At 72.9% G+C, this 16957-nt stretch carries 18 protein-coding genes; 6 read left to right on the plus strand and 12 right to left on the minus strand.

Going from position 1 to position 16957, the window contains the following annotated elements; translation table 11 throughout:
• Window positions 1–26: 26 nt before the first annotated feature.
• Genes fni through mvk form a run of 4 tightly spaced genes read right to left on the minus strand, consistent with a single transcriptional unit; the run spans window position 27 to window position 4228 of the window.
• Window positions 27–1139: a type 2 isopentenyl-diphosphate Delta-isomerase gene (fni, locus tag D1J51_RS00125; protein ID WP_119073161.1), complete on the minus strand. Its 1113-nt coding sequence runs from the start codon at window positions 1137–1139 to the stop codon at window positions 27–29.
• Complete coding sequence (locus D1J51_RS00130) at window positions 1132–2262, minus strand: phosphomevalonate kinase (RefSeq protein ID WP_119073162.1); 1131 nt, start codon at window positions 2260–2262, stop codon at window positions 1132–1134. Before D1J51_RS00130 ends, fni begins: the two co-directional genes overlap by 8 nt.
• Entirely contained in the window at window positions 2259–3242 is a 984-nt protein-coding gene (gene mvaD, locus D1J51_RS00135; protein ID WP_119073163.1) for a diphosphomevalonate decarboxylase, read from the minus strand. The genes D1J51_RS00130 and mvaD overlap by 4 nt, the downstream gene beginning before the upstream one ends.
• Window positions 3239–4228, minus strand: coding sequence for a mevalonate kinase (mvk, locus tag D1J51_RS00140; protein WP_205547601.1), 990 nt, complete (start codon window positions 4226–4228; stop codon window positions 3239–3241). The genes mvaD and mvk overlap by 4 nt, the downstream gene beginning before the upstream one ends.
• A gap of 245 nt (window positions 4229–4473) precedes the next feature.
• Between mvk and D1J51_RS00145 the strand changes: the two genes are divergently transcribed.
• Genes D1J51_RS00145 through D1J51_RS00165 form a run of 5 tightly spaced genes read left to right on the plus strand, consistent with a single transcriptional unit; the run spans window position 4474 to window position 9173 of the window.
• Window positions 4474–5283 carry an ABC transporter ATP-binding protein gene (locus D1J51_RS00145; RefSeq protein WP_119073164.1) on the plus strand — a complete coding sequence of 270 codons (810 nt, stop codon included), beginning with the start codon at window positions 4474–4476 and terminating at the stop codon, window positions 5281–5283.
• On the plus strand, window positions 5283–5984 hold the full coding sequence (locus D1J51_RS00150; protein ID WP_119073165.1) for an ABC transporter permease: 702 nt from the start codon (window positions 5283–5285) through the stop codon (window positions 5982–5984). Before D1J51_RS00145 ends, D1J51_RS00150 begins: the two co-directional genes overlap by 1 nt.
• Window positions 5981–6763 (plus strand): ABC transporter permease, encoded by a 783-nt coding sequence (locus tag D1J51_RS00155; RefSeq protein ID WP_119073166.1) that lies wholly within the window; start codon window positions 5981–5983, stop codon window positions 6761–6763. The genes D1J51_RS00150 and D1J51_RS00155 overlap by 4 nt, the downstream gene beginning before the upstream one ends.
• Window positions 6764–6765: 2 nt before the next feature.
• Window positions 6766–7710, plus strand: a complete 945-nt coding sequence (locus D1J51_RS00160; RefSeq protein WP_119073167.1) for an ABC transporter substrate-binding protein — start codon at window positions 6766–6768, stop codon at window positions 7708–7710.
• A gap of 5 nt (window positions 7711–7715) precedes the next feature.
• Complete coding sequence (locus D1J51_RS00165; RefSeq protein ID WP_119073168.1) at window positions 7716–9173, plus strand: mycothione reductase; 1458 nt, start codon at window positions 7716–7718, stop codon at window positions 9171–9173.
• A gap of 39 nt (window positions 9174–9212) precedes the next feature.
• On the opposite strand, the gene D1J51_RS00170 is transcribed toward D1J51_RS00165, so the two are convergent.
• From D1J51_RS00170 to D1J51_RS00205, 8 genes are all read right to left on the minus strand, one after another.
• Window positions 9213–9638 (minus strand): NUDIX hydrolase, encoded by a 426-nt coding sequence (locus D1J51_RS00170; protein WP_240422717.1) that lies wholly within the window; start codon window positions 9636–9638, stop codon window positions 9213–9215.
• 68 nt (window positions 9639–9706) lie between these two features.
• The gene (locus D1J51_RS00175) at window positions 9707–10492 is read right to left on the minus strand and encodes an MBL fold metallo-hydrolase (RefSeq protein ID WP_119073169.1); all 786 of its coding nucleotides are present in this window, start codon (window positions 10490–10492) and stop codon (window positions 9707–9709) included.
• The gene (locus D1J51_RS00180) at window positions 10489–11526 is read right to left on the minus strand and encodes an ABC transporter ATP-binding protein (protein ID WP_119073170.1); all 1038 of its coding nucleotides are present in this window, start codon (window positions 11524–11526) and stop codon (window positions 10489–10491) included. The genes D1J51_RS00175 and D1J51_RS00180 overlap by 4 nt, the downstream gene beginning before the upstream one ends.
• Window positions 11516–12298 (minus strand): ABC transporter permease, encoded by a 783-nt coding sequence (locus D1J51_RS00185; protein WP_119073171.1) that lies wholly within the window; start codon window positions 12296–12298, stop codon window positions 11516–11518. The genes D1J51_RS00180 and D1J51_RS00185 overlap by 11 nt, the downstream gene beginning before the upstream one ends.
• Window positions 12295–13155, minus strand: coding sequence for an ABC transporter permease (locus D1J51_RS00190; RefSeq protein ID WP_119073172.1), 861 nt, complete (start codon window positions 13153–13155; stop codon window positions 12295–12297). Before D1J51_RS00190 ends, D1J51_RS00185 begins: the two co-directional genes overlap by 4 nt.
• Window positions 13156–14211 (minus strand): extracellular solute-binding protein, encoded by a 1056-nt coding sequence (locus D1J51_RS00195; protein ID WP_119073525.1) that lies wholly within the window; start codon window positions 14209–14211, stop codon window positions 13156–13158. It lies immediately after the preceding gene.
• Window positions 14212–14355: 144 nt separating this feature from the next.
• Window positions 14356–15354, minus strand: a complete 999-nt coding sequence (locus D1J51_RS00200; RefSeq protein ID WP_119073173.1) for a LacI family DNA-binding transcriptional regulator — start codon at window positions 15352–15354, stop codon at window positions 14356–14358.
• Between the two features lie 102 nt (window positions 15355–15456).
• Complete coding sequence (locus D1J51_RS00205) at window positions 15457–16314, minus strand: carbon-nitrogen family hydrolase (protein WP_119073174.1); 858 nt, start codon at window positions 16312–16314, stop codon at window positions 15457–15459.
• 64 nt (window positions 16315–16378) lie between these two features.
• Here D1J51_RS00205 and D1J51_RS00210 point away from each other — a divergent pair, with 64 nt between their 5' ends.
• On the plus strand, window positions 16379–16954 hold the full coding sequence (locus tag D1J51_RS00210) for a DUF4916 domain-containing protein (RefSeq protein WP_119073175.1): 576 nt from the start codon (window positions 16379–16381) through the stop codon (window positions 16952–16954).
• The last annotated feature ends 3 nt before the right edge of the window (window positions 16955–16957 follow it).

The raw sequence follows: 16957 nt of genomic DNA on the forward strand, positions 1-16957 counted from the left end.
GGCTCGGTCGGCGCGATCCCGCCGTCTCAGGGGCCCGAGCGGGCGGCGAACGCGGCGGTGTCGATGCTGCGCAGGCGGCAGAACTCGCCCAGCCTGCCTCGCACGAGCAGGTCGGTCGAGGCGAGCTCCGCCGGGGTGGCGGCCCCGAGCAGCGCGAGGATCGCGGTGGTCTGCCCGATCCAGCGCTCGATCAGCGGCACGAGTGCTTCGGCCCCGCCCTGCAGCACGGCCTCGAGGAAGACCCCCGCTACGCCGACCGCGCGGGCGCCCGCGGCGAGCGCCTTCACCACGTCGAACGGGTTGCGCACGCCGCCGGAGGCGAGGAGCGCCGGCCCCCGTTCGGGGGCGTCGAGCAGGCACGCCATCGCCGACTGGCCGAAGCCGGAGAGCATCGAGAGGTCACCGCCGCTGCGCCGCGCCTCCTCGTCGTGGCGCGCGTTCTCGATGCGCAGGAAGTCGGTGCCGCCGGTGCCGCTCACGTCGGCGACGCGCGCCCCGAGCCCGGCGAGGCGCTCCAGCGTGCGGCGGCTGAGGCCGAACCCCACCTCCTTGACCACGACAGGCACGGGCGAGGCCGCGATGACGCGCTCGACCGAGCGCTCCCAGCTCGAGAAGTCGCGGGTGCCCTCCGGCATCGCCGTCTCCTGCACCGCGTTGAGGTGCAGCTGCAGTGCGTCCGCCTGCAGCAGCTCGACGGCCCGCACGGCGTCGTCGGCGCTGCGCCCCACGCCCAGGTTGGCCATCACGAAGCCCCGGGGGTTCTCCTCGCGGATCACCGTGAAGCCGCGCGCCGCCTCGGGGAGGTCGAGCGCCACCGACACGGAGCCGCAGGCCATCGGCATGCCGGTCTCCCGCGCGGCGACGGCGAGTTCCCGATTGATGCGGGTGGTCCACTCGGTGCCTCCGGTCATGCCGTTGGCGTAGAAGGGCGTGGCCCAGCGCCACTCGTCCACGCGCACGGCGACGTCGACGAGGTCGGCGTCCACGCCCGCGAGGGCGTGGTGGACGAACTCGACGTCGTCGAACTCGTTGTAGCCGGGAGCGTCGGCGCGCTGGTCCCGTGCGAGGCGCACGTGGTCGTCCTTGCGCGAGGCGCGGTCGCCGTTCACGGGCGCCTCGTTCTCCGGTGCCTCACTCATGGCCCCCTCCAGCTTCGCTCGTGCGCTCCGGTGCGCTGACGCCCCCGGCCGCGGGGTGCGCCGAGAGGGGAAGCGTCAGGATGCCGTGCGCCTCCCACTCCCGCAGGATACCGTTCGCGTCGAGATCGGCGGGAGCCAGCGCGATTCCGCAGTCGCCGCCGCCGGCGCCCGACGGCTTCGCCGCGGCTCCGTGCTGCTCGGCGATCTCGCAGAGGGTGCGCAGCCGGTCGGTCTCGATCCGGATCCCGGCCGACTCGCCGAGCCCCTGCAGCAGCCGGCGGGCGCGCCGCACCGCAGCGAGCGCCGCGGGTCCGTCCCGGTGGAGGAGGGCCGCGGACAGCCGGTCGACGCAGTCGCGACTGGCGTCGACGAAGGTGGCGCCCGGCCGCTCGGCGGGAGCCGTGCGCGCCGCGCCGCCGACGCCCGCGACGAGCCGCTCGGTGGAGGCGGGCGAGCCCGTCCAGCCCACGAGCAGCCGCAGCGCCTCGGGCCGGGGGAGCGGGGTCGCGCCGCAGCCCGACCACACGTCCGATTCCAGGGTCGCGGCGATGCCGTGCTCGGCGCGGTGGGCGCGCACCGCATCCCGATCCGGCGAGACGTAGCGGATCCAGCCGCCGAACGTGCTCGCCGCGAGGTCGCCGCCCGAGGCCCGGGGGGAGACCTCGACCGTCGCCAGCAGCGCGAGCCTGAAGCGCCGCTCGAGGTCGAGACCCAGACCGTAGAACTCGTCGAGCGCGGCCACGACCGCGGCGGTGACGGCGGCCGACGACCCGAGGCCGAACTTGCGGCCGTCGGCGTCGTCGAGCTCGCTGCCGATGTCGAGGTCGAAGTACCGCGGGGGCAGCCCGCGCTCGGCGCGCAACCGCTCGACGGTGGTGATGGCGGAGAAGACGTAGTCGAGCGGCTCGTGCTCGTGGACGATGCGTCCGCTGTCGCGATCCCGCACCCAGATCGCGGGGGCGCGCCCGTAAGCGCTCGAGCGCACCCGACCCTCGCCGCTCGCCTCCGTCAGACGCACGGAGAGGTAGCGGTCGACGGCCACGAGCACGGCCGGCTCGCCGGGTTCGACCACCGCGTACTCGCCCGCCACGTAGAGCTTGCCGGGGGCCCGGGTCTCGATCATGCGGCGGCCCCGCCGTCCGGGATCAGCTCGGCGCCGGAGCCCGGCCCCACCACCCGCACGCGGCCGAACTCGCGCAGGGCCGCTGCCACCCCGTCGGCGTCGGCGGGCCGCGCGATCACGCAGACGTTGGGGCCCGCGTCCGCCGTCGCGTAGGCCTCGACGCCGCGATCCCGCAGCCGGACGACCGCGTCGAACACGGCGATGCTCGTCGGCGACAGGTAGCGCACGGGCGGGTCGGCCGACTGGATCACCGCGTGCAGACGCAGCGCGTGCGACTCGGTGATGCGGCCGATGCGCGTGAAGTCGCCGTCGCGGCACGCCTCGAGCATGGCCTCGAGGCTCCGCTCGGTGCTCGACACCCACGCCCCGTAGAACGGGGACGTGAGCGCGGTGAGGCGCATCGCCTCGCGGCTCGAGACCGCCTTCTGGCGCTCGTCGACCGTCACGATCGCCATGCGCATGTCGGGTGCCTCGACGGGCTCCGCGAAGGAGGTCTCGTCGCCGTCCCCGGCGTGCCAGACCGCGACGCCGGGAACGATGGAGCGCGCGGCCGATCCCGAGCCGCGGCGCGCGAGGCGGCTGAGCGAAGCAGGGTCGGACGGGAGGCCGTAGGCGGCGGAGGCGGCGGTGGCGAGCGCCGCGAAACCCGACGCCGACGAGGCGAGCCCCGCCCCCGTCGGAGCCTCGTTGCGCGAGCGCACGATCGCCCGCGCGGCGGAACCGGCGCGCTCGCGCACGAGATCCAGGAAGCGGGCGACGCGGTTCAGCCGGTCCCCGCCCTGCTCCTCCCCGTTCAGCTCGAAGCGGTCGGCGGCGGCGCGCGCGTCGAGCGTCACCGCCGTGGTCGTGGCGAAGGCGTCGAGCGTCAGCGAGAGGCTGCCCGCGGCCGGGAGCATCAGCGACTCGTCCCGCTTGCCCCAGTACTTGACGAGGGCGATGTTGGGAAAGGCGCGGGCGGTGGCGGTACCGGTCGCGGTCATGCGGCGGCCACCGTGGTGGTCCAGGTGCGGGGCGCGCCCGCGGCGCGCAGCGCGAGCGCGATGTGCTCGGCCTCGTCCTCCGAATCGGCCAGCGCGAGCACGCATCCGCCGAGCCCGCCGCCCGTGAGCTTGGCGCCGTGGGCGCCGGCTGCGTGCGCGGCGTCGACCAGCGCGTCGAGCTTCACCGTGCTCACGCCCAGGCGCCCGAGCAGCTCATGCGCCTCGAGCATGCGCGCGCCCAGCGCGCTCCGATCGCCGAGTTCGAGGTCGAGCAGCGACCCCTCGGCGAGGTCGGAGAGCTGGGAGATGGCGCGATCCATGCCCGCCGGATCGGCGGTGCGGCGCTCGCGCACGCGGGCGACGGCCTCCGCCGTGGAGCCGGGCGCGCCCGAGTCTGCGAGCACGAAGGTGAGCGGGGCGCCCACACCCGTCGTCGAGACTCGGCCGCGGTGGAAGCGAATCGGTCCCGCGGCGGCCACGGCCCGCGCGTCGATGCCGCTCGGGTTGCCGTGCGCGACCCGCTCGGCGCGCTGCACGATCTCGTGGAACTCCTCGGGGCCGAGCTCGACGCCGGCGAGGTCGGCCGCCGCCCGAGCCACCGCGGCGGCGACGGCCGCGCTCGAGCCGAGACCGCGGCCGTGGGGAATGGCGCTGCGGACGCGCAGCTGCACATGCTCGCCCGCCGATCCGACGCTCGCGAGCGCCGCCCGCACCGCCGTGATGACGGGGCGCAGCAGCTCCGGCGCCGTCGACGCGGTGCCGGCGAAGAGCTCGCTCTCGATGCGCAGCTCGGCCCGGGGCGTCGGGCGGATGGCCGTCTCCACCTCGAGCTGGTGCAGGGGCACCGCGATGGCGGGCGCGCCGTAGACGACCGCGTGCTCCCCGAAGAGGATCGCCTTCGCGTGCGCCGTGCCGACGCCGACGCGCCGGTCGCCCGGGGCGTCCGCCGCTGACGGGTGGGGACGCATCGGAATGGGGAGGTTCATGCGGGTCCGTTTCGATCGACCTCCGCCACCGGGCGCGGCGGCGGACATGCAAGAAGAGGGACGGACATCGCCGTCCCTCTTCCGCCAGTTCAAATGTCTAGTTTACGCCAGGGCCCATCCCGGTGCCACATGTTCGCGATACACCATGCCGCGCGCGGGCGACAACCCCTTCCGGGTCCGGCTGCGGGCAGGGCTAGGGTGGTATCGACGGCCGCTGCCAGATCGACCGCAGGGGAGGTGCCGCCGTGATCGAGTTCGACCGCGTGTCGAAGGTGTACCCCGGGAGCGTGAGCGCGGTGGAGGAGTTCTCCTGCGTCGTGCCGTCCCACCGCACGGTCGTGCTGGTGGGATCGTCCGGATCGGGCAAGACGACGCTGCTGCGGATGGTGAACCGCATGGTCGACCCCACTTCGGGCCGCGTGCTCATCGACGAGCAGGACGTGCGGGAGCGCGACCCCGTCGAGCTGCGCCGGTCGATCGGGTACGTCATGCAGCACGGCGGCCTCCTCCCGCACCGCACCGTGATCGACAACGTCGCCACCGTGCCGGTGCTCTCGGGCGCCTCTCGGCGGTCGGCCCGCGCGGCGGCGGCCGGCCTGCTCGAACGCGTGGGGCTCGATCCCGCGCTCGGCGAGCGGTATCCGCGTCAGCTCTCGGGCGGGCAGCAGCAGCGCGTGGGGGTGGCCCGCGCGCTCGCCGCCGACCCCAACATCCTGCTCATGGACGAGCCCTTCGGCGCCGTCGATCCGATCGTGCGGCGCGAGCTGCAGCGCGAGCTGCTGCAGCTGCAGTCGGACCTCGGCAAGACCATCGTGTTCGTCACGCACGACGTCGAGGAGGCGTTTCTGCTGGGCGACGAGGTCGTGGTGCTCGAGAGCGGGGGCAGCGTGGCGCAGCGGGGCGCCCCCGCCGAGATCCTCGCGGCCCCGGCGAGCGACTTCGTGCGCGAGTTCGTGGGGACCGATCGCGCGGAGCGCCGGCTGCGTGCGATCGAGCTGGACGGCCGGCGGGTCGCGCTCGACGGGGAGGGCCGGCCGGTGGGAGTGCTGGACTGATGCGCTGGTTGTTCGCGAACTGGGACACGGTGGCGGGCCTCGCCGTCGACCACCTCCTGCTGAGCGTGCCGGCGATCCTCGTCAGCGTGCTCGTCGCCGTACCCGTGGGGCGTCTCGCGTTCCGCAGGCCCCGGATCGGCGGCCCGCTGCTCTCCATCGCCACGCTCGCCTACGCGATCCCGGCGCTGCCGCTGCTCATCATAATCCCCGCGGTTCTCGGCACCTCGCTGCGCTCCTGGCAGACGATGGTCGCCGCGCTCGCCGTCTACGGCGTCGCGCTGCTCGTGCGCACCGCCTGCGACGCGTTCGCGGCTGTGGACCCGCGGGTGCGCGACGCCGCCGTCGCGACCGGGTACTCGCCGCGGGGCCTCTTCTGGCGGGTCGACCTGCCGCTCGCGGTGCCCGTGCTCGTCTCCGGCGTGCGAGTGGTGACGGTCTCGACCATCAGCCTCGTCACCCTCGGCGCGCTGATCGGCGTGCCGAGCCTGGGCACGCTGCTGACGGATGGATTCCAGCGCGGCATCGCCGCCGAGGTGTGGACGGGGGTGCTCGCGACGGTCGTGCTGGCGCTGCTGCTCGACGCGGTGGTGCTCGGGATCGGCCGCGCACTCGTCCCCTGGAACCGCCGCTCGGGCGGGCGCCGAGCGGCGGCGAGGATGCGCGTCGACGCCGCGCGCATCCCGGACGAGGCGGCCTCGTGAACCTGTTCGGGGAGGCGCTGGCCTGGCTCGCCGACCAGTCGAACTGGTCGGGGCCCGGCAGCATCCCCCTCCGCACGCTGCAGCACCTCGGCGTGACGGCTCTGGCGCTGGCGATCGCCGCCGCGTTCGCGCTCCCAGCCGGCGTGCTCATCGGGCACACCCGCCGTGGCGCGGGCCTCGTCGGGGGACTCACGGGAGCCGCGCGAGCGCTTCCCACGCTCGGCCTGCTGACGCTCTTCGGGCTCGCCCTCGGCATCGGTCTCTCCGCGCCCCTGCTCGCGCTTATCGTGCTCGCGATCCCGTCGCTCCTCGCGGGCGCCTACGCCGGCGTCCAGGCCGTCGACGCGTCCGTGCCCGCCGCTGCGAAGGCCATCGGCTTCACCCCCGCCCAGGTCATCCTGCGCGTCGAGCTGCCGCTCTCGCTGCCCGTCATGCTGGGCGGCGTGCGGGCCGCGACGCTCCAGGTCGTCTCGACCGCGACGCTCGCCGCCTACACGGCCGACCTCGGGCTCGGCCGGTACCTCTTCGCGGGCCTCAAATCGCGCGACTACGCCCAGATGCTCGGCGGCGCGCTGCTCGTGGTGGCGGTGACGCTGCTGCTCGAGCTGCTGCTCGCGGCCTGCCAGCGCTCGGCGACGGCGCGCTTCGCCCGGCCGGGAGGCGGGGCGCGCGCATCCCGGTCTCCGCGTCCCCGCTTCGCCCCGTCGCGCACCGGCGCCCCCGATGCCGCCCGATCCCGATCCGCCAGACTATTGACCACCGACCGAGAGGAACCCTGATCATGCTCCGCCGCCCCGCCCCCGCCCCCGCCCTCCGCAGGGGCGCGCTCGCCGTCGGTGCGCTCGCGCTCGCCGCGGCGCTGCTCGCCGGCTGCTCGAGCGGCGACCCGCTCGCCGATTCCGGGACCCCGAAGAAGGGTTCCGGCGACGCCATCGTCGTCGGCTCGCAGGACTACTACTCGAACGAGATCATCGCCGAGATCTACGCCCAGGCACTCGAGGCCGGGGACTACAAGGTCGACCGCCAGTTCCGCATCGGGCAGCGGGAGGTGTACCTGCCCGAGATCGAAGCGGGATCCATCGACCTGTTCCCCGAGTACACCGGCAACCTGCTGCAGTACTTCGTGCCGGACGCGAAGGAGCGGCTCTCCGACGACGTCTACGCGGCGCTGCAGAAGGCGATGCCCGACGGCCTGCGCGTGCTCGACCAGGCGCCGGCGACCGACCAGGACACCTACGTGGTCACGAAGAAGTTCGCCGACGAGTGGAAGCTGAAGACGGTCGAAGACCTGAAGAACGTCACCGTGCCGCTCACGTTCGGCTCGAACTCCGAGGCGGAGTCGCGCCCCTACGGCCCCGCGGGCCTCGCCGAGACGTACGGCATCGAGGGCGTGAAGTTCACCCCGATTGAGGACAGCGGCGGTCCGCTCACAGTGAAGGCGCTGCAGGACGGCTCGATCCAGTTCGCCAACATCTACTCGGCCGATCCCTCGCTCGCGGCCAACGACCTCGTGGCGCTCGAGGACACGAAGGGCATCTTCCTCGCCTCCAACGTCGTGCCGGTCGCGAGCGACCGCGTCGATGACGGCGCTGCGAAGATCATCGACGGAGTGAGCGCCGCCCTGAGCACGGAGGACCTCGTCGCTCTGAACACCCGCAGCGTGGCTGACGAGCTGGCCGCCGACCGCATCGCGGGCGACTGGCTCGCCGAGAAGGGGCTGGTCTGAGAGAGATGAGCCGCACGCGCATCATCGCCCCCGACCTCGCGATCATCGGCTCCGGATCAGGCAACTCGCTCGTCACCCCGTTCTGGGACGACAAGCGCGTCGTCATCGCCGAGCGCGGCGTCTTCGGCGGCACCTGCCTCAACGTCGGCTGCATCCCCACCAAGATGTATGTGCGCCCGGCGGCGCTGGCGCGCGGCCCCGAGGAGGCCGCCCGCCTCGGCGTGACCCAGCGCACCGAGGCGGTCGACTGGCCCGGCATCCGCGATCGCGTCTTCTCACGCATCGACGCGATCTCCGAGGCGGGGGAGCGCTACCGCGCCGAGGAGCTCGACCACGTCGACCTCATCTCGCAGGGGGTGCGGCTCACCGGGCCGCGCTCGTTCACGGCCGACGACGGCACCCGCGTCGAGGCCGAGCAACTGGTGATCGCGGCCGGGTCGCGCCCGGTGATCCCGGACATCCCGGGCATCGACCTGCCGCAGGTGCACACCTCCGACACCGTGATGCGGCTCGACGAGCAGCCGCGGCGCGTGCTCATCATCGGCGGCGGGTACATCGCCTGCGAGTTCGCCGGCATCTTCTCGGGGCTCGGATCCGAGGTCGTGCAGGTGGTGCGCGGTGAGCGCCTGCTGCGGGGGCTCGACGCCGAGATCTCGGAGCGCTTCACGGCCGAGGCCGCGCGGCGCTGGGAGGTGCGCCCGGGGCGCCTCGTGCGGGCCATCGAGACCGGCGGGACCGGCGTCGTCGCGGAGCTCGTGCACGCGGGGGAGGCCGGCGGCGTCGCCGAGACCGGAACCGGGGAGACGGAGCGGATCGCGGCGGACATCGTGCTCGTCGCCGTCGGCCGGATCCCGAACTCCGACCTGGTGGGCGCCGCCGAGGCGGGCCTCGACCTGCACCCGGACGGCCGCATCGCGGTCGACGCCTTTCAGCGCGTGCTGTCGGGCGGCGAGCCGGTGCCCGGCCTCTACGCCCTCGGCGACGTCAGCTCGCCGCACCAGCTCAAGCACGTCGCCAACCACGAGGCGCGCGTCGTGGCACACAACCTCGAGCATCCGGGCGACCTGCGCGAGTCGCGGCTGGAGCCGGTCCCCGCGGCCGTGTTCAGCGACCCCGAGCTCGCCGCGGCGGGGCTCACGGAGGCCGAAGCGGTCGAGGCGATCGGCGCCGAGCACGTCACGGCCAAGACCCAGCGCTACGGAGACACCGCCTACGGCTGGGCGATGGAGGACTCGACCGGCGTGTTCAAGGTGGTGGCTGATCGCCGCGACGGGCGGATCCTCGGCGCCCACGCGATGGGCTACCAGGCCTCGAACCTCATCCAGATCGCGGTGATGGCCATGAGCTTCGGCATCGACGCGCACGCGGCGGCTCGCGGGCAGTACTGGATCCACCCGGCGCTCATGGAGGTCGTCGAGAACGCGCTGCTCGGCCTCGAGGTGCCGCGGGGATCGGCGCTCTGACGAGACCCAGGCGGCGGCCCGCCGCCGCGGGCTCGGGCGTCAGGGGCGCGCGCGAAGCGCGGGGAAGACGATCTCGGCGTTGAGCGGCGCCATGTCGGGGCGCGGCACCGTCGGGTCGACCCACTCGAGATGCTCGATCTCGGCCCGCGCCCGCGCCGAGGCCGCCGCCGCGACGAAGGGGTGCTCGAACACCGACGCCTCGACCGTGTGCCCGGGCTCGTTGGCGGCGGCCGCGCGGAACACGCCCAGGGCGCTCAGCCGGCCTCGGTCGAGCGCGATCCCGAGCTCCTCCTCGAACTCCCGCACGGCGGTGTCGCGCGGATCCTCTCCCGCCTCGTGCTTGCCGCCGGGCAGCATGAGGGAGGCGGTGCCCCGCTTGCGCACGTTGAGCACACGGCCGTGCTCGTCGCGCATCACGACCGCGCTGACGCGGATGACCGGATCGGGATCGGTGACGCTGCTCACCCGACGAGCCTACTCCGCCGCGAGCCCGGCATCGGCCCCGTCGCCCGTTCTGCGACGCCTCGCGCGGGCTAGAGCCTCATCCCCGCCGTCGCGATGCGCACGGGCCCGCCGAACTGCTCGGCGGCGAGCCGCAGCGCCTCGGCGCTCGCGGAGCGGTCCGCCAGGTGCGTCACGAGCAGGGAGCGCGTTCCGACCTCGAGCGCGATCCTTCCCGCCTGCGCGGCGGTGAGGTGGCCGTGCCCGGCGGAGTCGGCGTCGGGCTCGTCGATCCATGTCGCTTCGCACACGAACAGATCGGACCCGGCCGCCGCCGCCCGCACGCCGGGGCAGTCGCCGGTGTCGGATGAGAACGCCACGGCGCGCCCGGCTCGTTCGAAGCGCAGAGCCGCCGAGGGCACCGCGTGCCGGGCCTCGAACGAGATCATCGTCCAGCCCGGCAGCTCGTGCCGCGTGTCTCCGTCCATCTCGAGCGTGGTCACCCGGAACGACTGCTCGATCGGCCGGTGCATCCCGGGAAGCGTCGGGATGCCGTAGAGCTCGTCGAATCCGCGCAGCGCCTGCTCGGCGCCGCGCGGCAGGTACAGCGGGATGCGCTCCCTCGCGGCGGGAAACGTCCAACGGTAGGCCCAGGCCATGAGATCGAGGCTGTGGTCGGCGTGCATGTGCGTGACCACGATCGCACGGACGCGCTCGAGCTCGTACCGCGCCGCGTAGGCAGCCATGGTGCCGGGGCCGGCGTCGACGAGGATCGCGCCGAGCTCGCTGTGCAGCACGTACCCCGATGCGGGACCGGAAGCGCTCGGTGCCGTGGCGTTGCATCCGAGCACCTCGAGCCCGAAGTCTCCCCCGCTCATACGAGACGCACCTCCTCGGGCCGAAGCGCGACGTGCACGGTGCGGCCGATCACCCGATCGGGGGAGACGAGCACGTCGCAGGCGTGCCGTTCGTCGAGACGGACCCGCAGGCGGGTGCGATCCCCGGCGAACTCGACGTTCGCGACCCGCGCCTCGATACCGCCCGGCTGCGTCTCGGGAACGATGACGAGGCTGTCGGGCCTCAGGAGGAGCCTCCCCTCGTCCCGGCCCCGCCTGAGACGCTTCCCCCCGTCGAAGCTCCAGCGACCGTCGAGCGCCGTGGCCTCGCCGTCCCGCCACGCCACGTCGAGCATGAGCGCGCCGGCCAGGAAGTCGGCGACGAACGAGTCGGCCGGTTCGTTCCACAGCTCCTCGGGGGTCGCGTGCTGCACGAGCCGCCCCTCCCGAAGAATCGCGATCCGCTGCCCCAGGGCCATCGCCTCCCCCTGGTCGTGGGTGACGATGATCGTGGTGTACCCGGCCTCCGAGATCAGCGTCGCGAGCTCCCGCCTGAGCCCGCTGCGCAGCTGCGGATCGAGCGCGGAGAGCGGTTCGTCCATGAGCACCAGGTCGGGATCGACGGCGAGGGCTCGCGCGAGCGCCACCCGCTGCCTCTGCCCTCCCGAGAGGGCGGAGGGCCTACGGCTCGCGAACGGGCCGAGCTGCGTGAGGTCGAGCATCTCGGCGACCCGCTCGGCGATGGCCCGTTTCGGGATCCTCCTCGCGCGCAGGCCGTAGGCGATGTTGTCGGCCACGCTCATGTGGGGGAACATCGCGTAGTTCTGAGGCACGAGACCGATGTTGCGGCGCGCCGGAGACAGCGCGGTGACCTCCCGCCCGTCGATCGCGACGCTTCCGCTCGAGATCTCCGCGAGGCCCGAGACCGCCCGGAGCAGCGTGGACTTGCCGCAGCCGCTGGGGCCGACGAGCGCGAGCACCTCGCCCTTCCCGACGGCGAGCGTCACGTCGTGCAGCGCCTGCACCTCGCCGTAGTGCACGTCGACGTGCTGGATGCTGACACCATCATCGACCATGGTGGGCCTTCTTTCGATTCGTGGCGTTGCGCGCCCACGCGATGAGCGCGATCACGATCGCCGCGGAAACACTGAACAGGATGGTTTCGGCGGACGCGATCTCGAGCCGACGCGTCTGGTACGCGTCGAAGAGGGCGAACGGCGCCATCGGGGTCGCCGGAGGGTTCACGAAGAACGAGACGTTGAACTCGCCGAGCGACAGTGCGAACGCCATGCCGCTGGCCTGGGCGATGGCGACGCCGGCCCAGGGAACGGTGATGGTGCTCAGCGTGCGCAGGGGCCCCGCGCCGAGGCTGCGGGCCACCTGCTCCGCCTCGAGCAGCCGGCTGGAGCCCAGGACGGGCACGAGCGCCGCGAGGGTGAAGGGCAGCGTGAAGAGGATGTGGCCCGCGACGAGCAGGACGCCGCTCGGCCGGAGAGATGCGTAGGTTCCGATCAGTGCGATGGAGATCGCGATCCCCGGAATGGCGAGCGGCACGGTGGCGAGCAGCGTCGCCGCCCGGGCGAGAACCGTGTCGGTGCGCGCGACCCACCAGGCCAGGCTTCCGCCGATCAGAAGATTCGCGACCAGCACGATCAGGCCGACCGTGACGCTGCGCAGCATGCTCGGTCCCAGCAGCCTCCACCCTTCGGCCAGCCAGTCGAGGGTGAAGCCGCCGGCGAACGGACCCCGCGAGAAGTCGACGCTGGTCGCGGCGACGAGCGTCGCGAGGAACGGGACCAGCGTCGCGATCAGGATGACCCGGGTCCACGTGAGCGCCGGGCGCCTCATGAGGCCGCTCCCTCGGGCGACCTGCGGCGATTCAGGTACGACGCTCCGGCCTGTCCCGCCACGAGGAACAGCACCGAGAGCACCCCCAGCACGACCGCGGTGGCCGAGGCCGTCGCCACGTTGTAGCCGGCCGAGCTGAGCGCGTCGACGACGTCGAGCGGCAGAAGCCGCACCCCCTGCGACAGGGTGGCGATCGTCCCGTATCCGCCGAGCGCCGTGGCCAGCGCGGTGCCGGCGCTCTCGACGATCGCGGGCAGCAGCAACGGCCAGGTGATCGTGCGGAACACCCGCCATCGCGGCGCCCCCAGGGAGAGGGCGGTTTCCGAGAGCGCGGGGTCGAGCGCCTGCGCGGCCCCGCGGAGGGGGCCGATGATCCTCGGCAGCGAGAAGTAGACGTAGGCGATGAGCAGGCCGGGCAGCAGGTAGGCCATGCCCTTGACGGCCGGGAGCAGTTGCGCGATGAGGCCGGTGTTGCCGATCAGCACGATGAAGAAGAAGCCGACGACGGTTCCCGGGAGCGCGATCGGCATCGTCGCGATCGTGTCGACGACCTCCGTGCCGCGACCGCGCCGATGGCGCGCAGCGGCCTCGAGCACGTACGGCACCGCGATCGCGATGGTGACCGCGACCGAGACGACGGAGACGAGGATCGAGTTCCAGGTGGACTCGAGCAGCGCCGGAGTCGTGAAGACGCTCGAGAGGTAGTCGAGGGAGAGGCCCTTCTCCTCGGCGAGCCCGGTTTCCCCCACGCCCAGCGCGTTGCGCACGAGCACCGCCAGCGGCAGCACGGCGAAGGCGAGCAGGAACAGGCAGGCGGGGGCCGCCGCGAGCCACCCCGCGCGGGAGGAGGGACGCAACTACTTGCCCACTCGTTCGACGTACTGGGCGACGAACTGCGCTTGCACCTCGCCCTGCTTGACGTAGTCGACGGTCCTGGCGCGCTCGTAATCGCTCTGGGGCAGCATCTTCGCCCGCATCTCCTCGGGGATCTCACCGATCACGGGCCGCATGTAGCCCTTGGCGAACAGGCCCTGTCCCTGCTCGGAGAAGTAGAAGTCGAGCAGCTCATCGGCGTTCTCCGAGTTCGGAGCTCCGTTGACCTTGCCGACCACGTAGGGGATCTGCAGGCTGCCCTCGGCGGGGATCACCACCTCGACGTCCGAGCCCTGGTCCCGCAGCTGATAGCCGTTGAAGTCGGTGTCTATGAGGATCGGGATCTCGCCCTGCCCGACCTTCGCGGTCGCGGTCTGGGCGAGGGTGACGGCGCCGTTCGCCCGCAGCTGCTCGAGGTACCCGAGTCCCGGCTCCCAGTCGTCGAGACTGCCGCCGAGGGCCTCGTTCACCGCGGTGGCGACGGAGTAGCCGACGGCCGCCTGGGACGGGTCCAGGTACCCGACCAGGCCCGAGTACTCCGGCTTGAGCAGGTCCTTCCAGCTTTGAGGGGTGGGTAGGCCGTTGAGGGCGCGCTTGTTGACGATGAACGCGACCGTTCCGGTGTGCACCGTGTACCAGAGCCCGTCGGGGGACTTCAGCTCGGCGGGGATCTGATCGGCTCGCGCGGGGGTGCTCTTCTGCAGCACGCCGGCGGCGGCGAGCTGCTCGCCGAAGGCGATGCCGACGTAGGCGGCGTCTGCGACGGGCGCCGACTTCTCGGCCTGCAGCGCGGCGAGCGTCTGCCCGGAGTTCTTGGGGTCGTTCGGCGCCGCGATCCCGGTCTCCGACGTGAAGGTGGATAGCACCTCGCCGAAGTTGCCCCACTGCTCGGGGGAGTTGTAGGTGATGACGACCTCATTCGACGCCGGGGCGCCGCCGGAGCCCGTGGACTCGCCCGCCGCTCCGCCGCCTGTGTTGCCGCAGCCGACGAGGGCCGTTGCCAATCCGACCGCGATGATCGACACCGAAACCCTGCGCATCCACGACATGCTGTTCCCTTCCCTCGGAGACGCCCTGCGCGTCACCACGGCTCCATGCTGCAGCGTGCCAAATCGTTATTGCAAGTCGATCGCCGAGGGTTTCACGGGCGGACGCCGCAGCGTCAGCGCGGGTTCACGCTCCATTCATCCCCGGTTGAGGGCGACCGAGTCACCTCGCACCAGCCGGGTCGGCAGCGCACGGCTGCGCGCGTCTCCACCCGCGGCGAGTGCGAGCAGCGCTCGCGCCGCGGCGCGGCCCACCTCCTGGCGGTCGACGTGCACGGTGGTCATGGGAGGATCGAAGAGCGCGCTCGTCGGGATCGAGTCGTGGCCGATCACGCTGATGTCGCGTCCGATGCGCAAGCCCCGCTCCCGCGCGGCTCGATACACCGCCGACGCGGTGTAGTCGGAGTTCATGAGGAACGCCCGAGGCCCTCCGGGGTCGTCGAGGACGGCCCCCACCCTCTCCGAGACCGTCGCAAAGGTCAGCCGGCTCTCGATCAGCTCCCCGCGGATCGCCCACTCCGCGCAGAGCTCGAAGAACCGGTCGATCCGGTCCGTGTCGGCCTGGAGCTTCCGGGGGGCCCCGACAAAGGCGACGCGACGGTGGCCGAGGCGCCGGAACTCGCCGAGGGCCTGCTCCACGGACGCCGAACCGTCGGGCCCGACGGTGATGCTCCCGGATCTCGGCGCCGTGTTCAGCAGCACCAGCGGAACGTCGGGCGCGTGCGCACCCCACCACTCGACCGCCGTCGATCCGCTGATCGGCGCGAGCGCCAACGCGGTCACCCTCGCCCGCGACATCCGCTCGACGGCGGCCTGCTCCCGGTCGCGGTCGTAGTTCGAGTCGATGATGAGCAGCGAGCTGTCGGCCTCGGTGCACACCTCATCCATTCCCCGGATCACGTCGAGGAAGTAGCTGTTCGAGAGGTTCCGGACGACGAGCCCCACATCGGTGCCGTGACCGACCCGCAGCGCACGCGCGACCTGATCGGGGCGATACCCGAGGCTCTGGGCCGCCGCGCGCACGCGCTCGACCGTGCTCTCGGCTACTCTGCCGGTGCCGTTCAGCGCCATGCTCGCCTGAGCGGTGGAGATCCCGGCGGCACGAGCGACATCCCGCAGCGTCAGAGGTCGAGCCATGTCGCAAACTCTACCCGTGGCCGTGGCCGTGGCCGTGGCCGTGGCCGTGGCCGTCGGCGGAGCGGGCCTCTGCGTGCGTGCGCGGCGCTTCGCTCGCGAGTGTCATCGCTCGGCGCCGGCGTCGCGGGAGAGCGCCGCATAGTCGGCGAGGCTCAGCCGGTCCGCGATCACGGGAAACTCCGCGCGCACATCGGCGACGCGGCCGGGGTCGAGATCGACCACCAGCACCTCCTCGCCGTCCCCGCACTCGGCCACCACGCGCCCCGACGGATCGACGACGCGGCTGAACCCGCCGAGCTGCACGGGATCCTCCGCGCCGCCCTGGCTGCCGCAGGCGTTGCACGCGAGCACCCAGAGCTGATGCTCGACGGCCCGTGCCTGGGTGAGCAGGCACCAGTGCTCGCGCCGGATCGCCGGCCACGCCGCCGGCACCACGACAGTCTCGGCCCCGCGCGCGCTGAGCTCCTGCCAGAGACCCGGGAAGCGCAGGTCGTAGCAGGTGGTCCCGGCGGTCGCTCCCAGCGGGCCGGGGACCACGCTCAGGGATGTGCCCGGAGTGAGCAGCTCGGACTCCAGCGATCGGTAGCCGAAGACATGGATCTTGCGGTAGGTCTGCGCGATGCGCCCCGTCTCGTCGAGCAGCACGGCCGTGTTGTGGAGAGCCCCGTCGGCGCCGCGCTCGACGATGCTGCCCAGGTGGATCGAGGCGCCGAGATCCCGGGCCACGCGGCGACCCATCGACACCGTGGGCCCGTCGAGGGTCTCGGCCAGGTCGGCGTAGCGCTCGAAGGAGAAGTACCCCGCGCTCCACAGCTCGGGCAGCACGAAGAGGTCGACCCCCTCGTAACGGCGCAGCAACCGCTCGACCCGCGCGATGCGAGCCTCGCGCGACTCGTCCGGCGGGCTCGCGAGCTGCACGAGCGCGACACGGCGGGTGGTGGGATCGGGGCTCGTATGCATGCCGCCAGCCTACTGACCCGGTGCCGCGCTTCGACACCCCCGCGGCGGGTGCGAGAATGGCTGCATGAGCATCGACACGGCCGAACTGCCCGAGCCCGAGGGGCCCGAGGACCGTCCCGCACCGGCCGGCAATCCCGGGTGGCTGAGCGACGACGAACTGCGCTTCGTGCGGGGGCGCCTGCCGGTCGTCTACGTCGAGGCCGTGCCGGTGCGCCTGGACGGTCTGGGCCGGGTGACCGAGGTGGGGCTGCTGCTGCGGAGCACGCCCGCGGGCGTGATCACTCGGGCCCTCGTCTCGGGGCGGGTGCGATACGGGGAGACGCTGCGCGAGGCGCTGTTCCGGCACCTCGAGAACGATCTGGGGCCCATGGCCTTTCCGCAGATGCCGACGGGGCTCGTGCCGGCCCAGGTCGCCGAGTACTTCCCGATGCCCGGCATCTCGTCCTACGTCGACGAGCGGCAGCACGCCGTGTCGCTGGTCTACGTGGTGCCGGTGACGGGCACCTGCAGCGCGCGCCAGGATGCGCTCGAGGTCAGCTGGATGTCGCCGGAGGAGGCGCTCGCCCCCGACACCCTCGACGAGTTCGGCGGCGGCAGAGGCGCCCTGCTGCGGCAGGCGCTGTCGACTCTCGGCTGCTGAGGG

This window comes from Leucobacter sp. wl10 (genome assembly GCF_003569785.1).
Lineage (GTDB): Bacteria > Actinomycetota > Actinomycetes > Actinomycetales > Microbacteriaceae > Leucobacter.